This window comes from Halomonas sp. 3A7M (assembly GCF_014897875.1).
Classification (GTDB): Bacteria; Pseudomonadota; Gammaproteobacteria; order Pseudomonadales; family Halomonadaceae; genus Vreelandella.
In genome coordinates this window covers 1-5,079 of sequence record NZ_JABUZD010000133.1, presented here as the reverse complement: position 1 = coordinate 5,079, position 5,079 = coordinate 1, and the positions used below count along the sequence as shown (strand labels likewise).

Below are 5,079 nucleotides of genomic sequence, written 5' to 3'. Positions count from 1 at the left end.
CCCGTTTTGGTCAACATCGGCCACCGGTTGTGGCTACCCACTACTGAAAAAATGCATTAATAGTATGATAAACAGTTGACATATTTGGCGATATGATCGATACTATTAGGGTCGAAGCAAGCGTATCAGCACCCCCTCAACGCATAAGCGGTAGGAGTAGGCACATGAGTGAGCATATGGGTATTTCTGTAAAATCTATCGAGAAGTTAAAAGCCGCTCAGGATCTAGCTATTTTTATAGACGACTATGCGGATAACGGTCGTGTTTATTTCATTGTGGCCCTGATGTCCAGGGCGATGACCCGCGAAGAGTTCTTGGCGAGTGAGCAGCATGTAGTTGAAAAGGTGGACGGCACGCGCTGGGAGAGCGCCGACCGCGTTGCAGCTATGGAGACGGTGCAGGCATTGCGTCCCGAAATGAACACCACGGACTTTTTAGCTGGATACACTACCCAAGGCCCGTATGCTTACGAGTGATACGCATAGAGGCTATTTAAGCAGACACTTTATTGATAATTAATCTATTAAATTGCATTGCAATAATGATGCGAATTTGAGATACTAGCTGTGTCGGGAGGCCGACACTGGAACTACACGGCGGCAACCGTGCCAGTCACTTACTTGGTAGGAGTTAAGACCATGCCCCATTACGTATTAAGCGCTTGCGATAACATGATTAAGCGTTCTGACAAGACGGATTTTTTCAAACCTGCAGAAGTTGTCTCAAGCCATACAAGCCCCGAGACGGCGCGCAGTAGAAAGGACAAATTAAACAAGCAGTCCTCTTCGCTTAACGGTTTTACGATCATTGAAACCTCTCTCAAACTGACCAAGGGCGAAACCTACCCAGAAGAGTTGGCGTTGGCCCAAGAGCAGGAGCGCGAGTTAGAAGCGATTAACTTGCTTTGTGGATTGTGGGAGAACGGCCTGCAAGTCACCGATCAACGTAAGCAGCGCTATTCTAGCCATTTAGCAGCCCTAGAATTAACTTACGAAGACCTGGTGGGCAAGTACGGCGACAAAGCCCGTGCAGCGCTAGATAGACAAGTCGAAGAGCGTCAGGCTCAAGCCGGGCGGATGGCACGCATACACGCCGTAGGCGAAGAGCTGACACAGGCCGCACAGGAGCATACCTACAGCTTCCCCGCTGTGCGCGGAGTGCAGGCAGGCAAAGAGTTTTACATGGCCCAAATCCCCTACGGTGTGCTGGTGAAGCTGTTTGTATTCGATGAAGAAGAAAGCGTACCGCCAGAGCTACGGGCCCAGCGAAGCCTCAGCGAGAAGCGCGCCCGCGAAATTAGCCAATACGTGCTAGGTAATGAAACCAGCTATGTGCTTCCCGCCCTCACCGCGACCGTATCCAAGGAAATGCGCTTTGACGCCATGGCCGTAAGCGGCTCTAGCGACCGTTTGGGTATGCTTAATATTCCCATGACGGCCACGTTGTTGATTAACGATGGACAGCACCGCCGCCGAGGCATTGAACTGGCCCTTGCAGAGCGCGCCCGCCTCAGCCACGAAACGATAGCCGTCACCATCTTTTTTGATGAGGGGCTAGAGCGCTCGCAGCAGATTTTCAGCGACATAAACGCCAAGCAGGTGAAGCCCTCAAGCGCGATTAATGCGCTGTACAACAAGCGCGACCCGTTCAACGCCTGGATCGTGAGCTTGCTGGACGAAATGCCCCAGGTGAAAAGTCGTATTGATTTTGAAAATGCGACCGTGAGCGCGGGCAGCCACAAACTATGGTCACTGGTTGGCTTTAAAAAAGCGATAGCGACCCTGGTGGGTGTCAGCATGAAATCGCCCCCCTACCCCGAAGAGCTGGCCCGTTGCGGCGAGTTTGTAAAAGCCTTCTTTGACCAGTGTTCCCAGACCATCCCCGAATGGCGGGCCATGATGGAGTCGAGCATTTCCGCCAAGGCGGTGCGTCAAGATTATGTCATTGGCCATACCGTGTGGCTCGATGCGCTGGCGACCTTTACTAATCATGCGGTATTGAATAACGGCACGCCGATAGGCTTACGCCTGGACGAATTGAAGTGGTCGGGCTTTGACAAGCTGCAAGGCATCCATGCTTTGAAGAGCGCTGCTATGTGGCAGGGCCGGTGCGTATCGCTGGGCAAGATGCAGCGCACGGCGGACGGCATGAAGTTAACCAGCGTTGTCTTTTTCGAGCTGGCAGGTCTTGCCCTACCCCGCGACATTGGCGAAGCCGAAGAGCGCTTTCAAGCTAACGCTAACAGCCAGTAAGCCATCCGCCGTGGGCCACCTAAAGGCCCACGGCGCCGACACCCGATATAAGCGGCAGGTATTCAACATGAAAGCAGATTTACAAGGCGAAATGATCGGTATTAAAGGCGCGGCGGAATCGCTGGGAGTGAACATCAACGAGCTGGCCGAAGCGGTAACCGAACGAAAGCCCCTGCGCGGGGTGACGTTACCGGTGCCCCTTCGCGTGGGCACCATGAATAAACAGTTTTTGTTTTACGAACAGGAAATTCTCAGCGCCGCAAAGGTCATGCAGCAGCAAGCGCGTTATCCCATCGGCACGGTCGTTATTAGCCGTAAAGATGAGCTAGACGACGATGAGCATGGCGAAGAGCGTATAACGCCAGCAGGCAGTGAGTGGACGGTAACGGGCCATGAAGACGATGGCAGTTGCCACATAGTATGCGCGGCTACGGGGGGCTGGATCGTGCCGTGCCTTCACGTTATGGATAGTGATTTTTTCCCTAAATAATATCCGTATTGGCCCCATGGAAATGGGGCTATTTCTGATCTGAGGCTAGAGCTTATGAAAAGAGATAAGCGTATTACTGCGCAGCAGTTTGACGATAATGCGATACAGCTGCCGCGCCGGATGAAGGCCGAGAACATCAATATGGCCAGGCGTGTGTTGGTGGATGGTCTAACGATCCAGGAGGCCGCGAAAGAAAAGGGCGTTACTTATCAAAATGGCCAGGCGGTTGTGTCTAGGGTTCGCGCTTTCATGGTGCGCTCATTGCCCACTGGCCAGATGCAAGATGAGGTCTGGGAGCGAGTCGCATTCTTCGCTTCGCCAGTGTTAGCAAAAGAAATTAGGGCGGCTGCGAAAGCGCATAGCTTACCGGTTCAAAAACTGGGTAGAGACAGCACTGCCAATGTTGAGCAGTCTCGCCGCCCAGAGCGGCGTGAGAGAATGACTGTTGCCGAGTTTGAAGTCGTTAAAAAGAAGCTGCCCAGGCGGCTTCAGCCCTCCACTATCGACGTGGCCTACCGGGTTTTTGTGAAGGGCGAGTCGGTGGCAGAGACCGCTAAGGCGTGTGAGTTAACGAGCCCCCGTGTATCGGCCATCGTTGATCGAGTGTTGGCCGCAGCGGAAGGGGTTCCCTCCACCTGGAGGCGTGTAGACGTACTGCTACCGTCACGAATTGCCGAGCGCTTTAAAAAGCGTGTGGAAACGGAAAAAAGAGCTATCAAAACGAGTGAAATTAAGGGGATTTATCATGACGCGGAATAAATCAGAAGGTGTGTCACTGGCGGCCATCGTCGCTAAAGAAACAACGCACGGAAAATGGAGCGGCAGCGGCGGCGGCATCGGCTTTGGCACTGGCGGCATTGGGCTGTTTGTAGGTGGTATGAGTGGTACAAAGACCGATCAAAGCATTCGCGCAAAAGAGCTGAAAGGGCCAGATAAGCCGAGCTTTAACTGGTGGTATATCTACGCGCCGGCCTTTGCTCTTATTTTCGCTGCGATAGTTACGTCGGTTGGGTCGCAGGTTGTGACTTCGATCCCGATGAGTGGCTCAGTCTCAAATCCGGTGCTAGAAAATGTAGAGGGTTCATTCGCAGATATGGCCAAGTTCGTAGGGTACGTAATCGGCCCCTTGCTCATTGTGTGTTCTGCTATCTACGTGCTCTTTTTTTCAGGCGAACGCAGCAAAGAGGCAAATGCCAGGTTTGATCGAGAAGGCGCGTTATTTGAGATTAAAAAAACGGTTTATCTACGCTTGCGATATGTAGAAGCTGACCACGTTGTTTTCGATCCTGATACCGGAGAAGAAGTGCCCGCCGAACGGGATAAAATCAGCGCGCTCCTTGAGCGCTTAGCCACGAAAGAAGCGCAGCAAGGAGAGGTGGAATGAAGCCAATCAATGGGGTAAGGATGAACAATCAAAATGCGTGGGATCTTTTTGTGCAAGATATTGGGCTAGAGGAGGTGTTAAAGAAGGATAAGGCTATCAGGAGGGTCGCGGGAGCACTGACTTTCTTCGGCGTCGTGGTGGCTCTGTTTGATGTTTTCTATCTGGATAACTCGCAGGTGCCAGCGGCGTGGTGGGCCTTTAATGTATTCGCGGTGATAACTCTTTTGCTGTTGTCTTCTACTGGTCTAAGTGCCACAGGGACGGGCCAGCTACTGAAAGCTGATTACTTGTCTGACAGCCTAAAGGGAATCGTTTATGACCGCCTAGAAGATGATAGGACGATATCCATTGCTCAGCTCAAGCGTATTTTTCATAACGCCCCGCCTGATTCGGTTGTGCTATCTGCTGCTAATGGCATTAGTGTCCAGGAGGCCGATAGGGGCAATGCGATCAAAACGTTGCGAACTACGATTGACCGAAAGTGGCCTTCAAGCCTGGCAGAATCAATCGCTCTACATGAGGCATTGGATCTAATCGAGTATCGAACAATTGAGCATAGGAATGAAGTGGTCAAGCATGGGTTTAACGACTTCTTAGGCTGCTTCACTAACTGCCCGTATGAGGACGAGCAGGATAAACACGACTGGGCTGAGGGGTTTATTATGGCGAGTCATTCCGCATATGTCAGAAACCATAAAGACCACTTTGAAGGGTGCCCCTTTGATACCGCGGAAGCTGTTGTTGCCAAAGCCCTGAACCAGTAAAGCTTGTTTCCCTACCTGGGCGCATGGAAGCGCCCTCCTCTGCCCTCTAACCTGCGCATGACTTTCCCCGCCACAAAACCCAACTCAACCCCGGAAAATGGCGTAGGAGACGGCTGCCGCGCTTGCTGGACGACGCCCCAGGGCTAAGGTCAACCCCGTGTTTGTCATGAGGGTGATAAGGCGCGGCGG

6 protein-coding genes are annotated in these 5,079 nt (G+C 52.4%); all 6 read left to right on the top strand.

The genetic code is table 11. The features are described from left to right. Positions 1 to 164 precede the first annotated feature (164 nt). Positions 165 to 476 (top strand): hypothetical protein, encoded by a 312-nt coding sequence (locus tag INT19_RS11890; RefSeq protein WP_193060891.1) that lies wholly within the window; start codon positions 165 to 167, stop codon positions 474 to 476. A 162-nt stretch (positions 477 to 638) separates the two neighbouring features. Continuing rightward, positions 639 to 2,252, top strand: a complete 1,614-nt coding sequence (locus tag INT19_RS11885) for a DNA sulfur modification protein DndB (protein ID WP_193060890.1) — start codon at positions 639 to 641, stop codon at positions 2,250 to 2,252. A gap of 67 nt (positions 2,253 to 2,319) precedes the next feature. Beyond that, positions 2,320 to 2,742, top strand: a complete 423-nt coding sequence (locus INT19_RS11880) for a hypothetical protein (RefSeq protein ID WP_193060889.1) — start codon at positions 2,320 to 2,322, stop codon at positions 2,740 to 2,742. Positions 2,743 to 2,796: 54 nt separating this feature from the next. Then, positions 2,797 to 3,501: a TrfB-related DNA-binding protein gene (locus tag INT19_RS11875; protein WP_193060888.1), complete on the top strand. Its 705-nt coding sequence runs from the start codon at positions 2,797 to 2,799 to the stop codon at positions 3,499 to 3,501. After that, complete coding sequence (locus INT19_RS11870; protein WP_193060887.1) at positions 3,488 to 4,126, top strand: hypothetical protein; 639 nt, start codon at positions 3,488 to 3,490, stop codon at positions 4,124 to 4,126. Before INT19_RS11875 ends, INT19_RS11870 begins: the two co-directional genes overlap by 14 nt. Further along, entirely contained in the window at positions 4,123 to 4,890 is a 768-nt protein-coding gene (locus INT19_RS11865) for a hypothetical protein (protein WP_193060886.1), read from the top strand. Before INT19_RS11870 ends, INT19_RS11865 begins: the two co-directional genes overlap by 4 nt. Positions 4,891 to 5,079 lie beyond the last annotated feature (189 nt).

Excerpts from the sequence above, each read along its gene's own strand:
- INT19_RS11890 (WP_193060891.1), top strand. The coding sequence starts at position 165 with ATGAGTGAGCATATGGGTATTTCTGTAAAATCTATCGAGAAGTTAAAA.
- INT19_RS11885 (WP_193060890.1), top strand. The coding sequence starts at position 639 with ATGCCCCATTACGTATTAAGCGCTTGCGATAACATGATTAAGCGTTCT.
- INT19_RS11880 (WP_193060889.1), top strand. The coding sequence starts at position 2,320 with ATGAAAGCAGATTTACAAGGCGAAATGATCGGTATTAAAGGCGCGGCG.
- INT19_RS11875 (WP_193060888.1), top strand. The coding sequence starts at position 2,797 with ATGAAAAGAGATAAGCGTATTACTGCGCAGCAGTTTGACGATAATGCG.
- INT19_RS11870 (WP_193060887.1), top strand. The coding sequence starts at position 3,488 with ATGACGCGGAATAAATCAGAAGGTGTGTCACTGGCGGCCATCGTCGCT.
- INT19_RS11865 (WP_193060886.1), top strand. The coding sequence starts at position 4,123 with ATGAAGCCAATCAATGGGGTAAGGATGAACAATCAAAATGCGTGGGAT.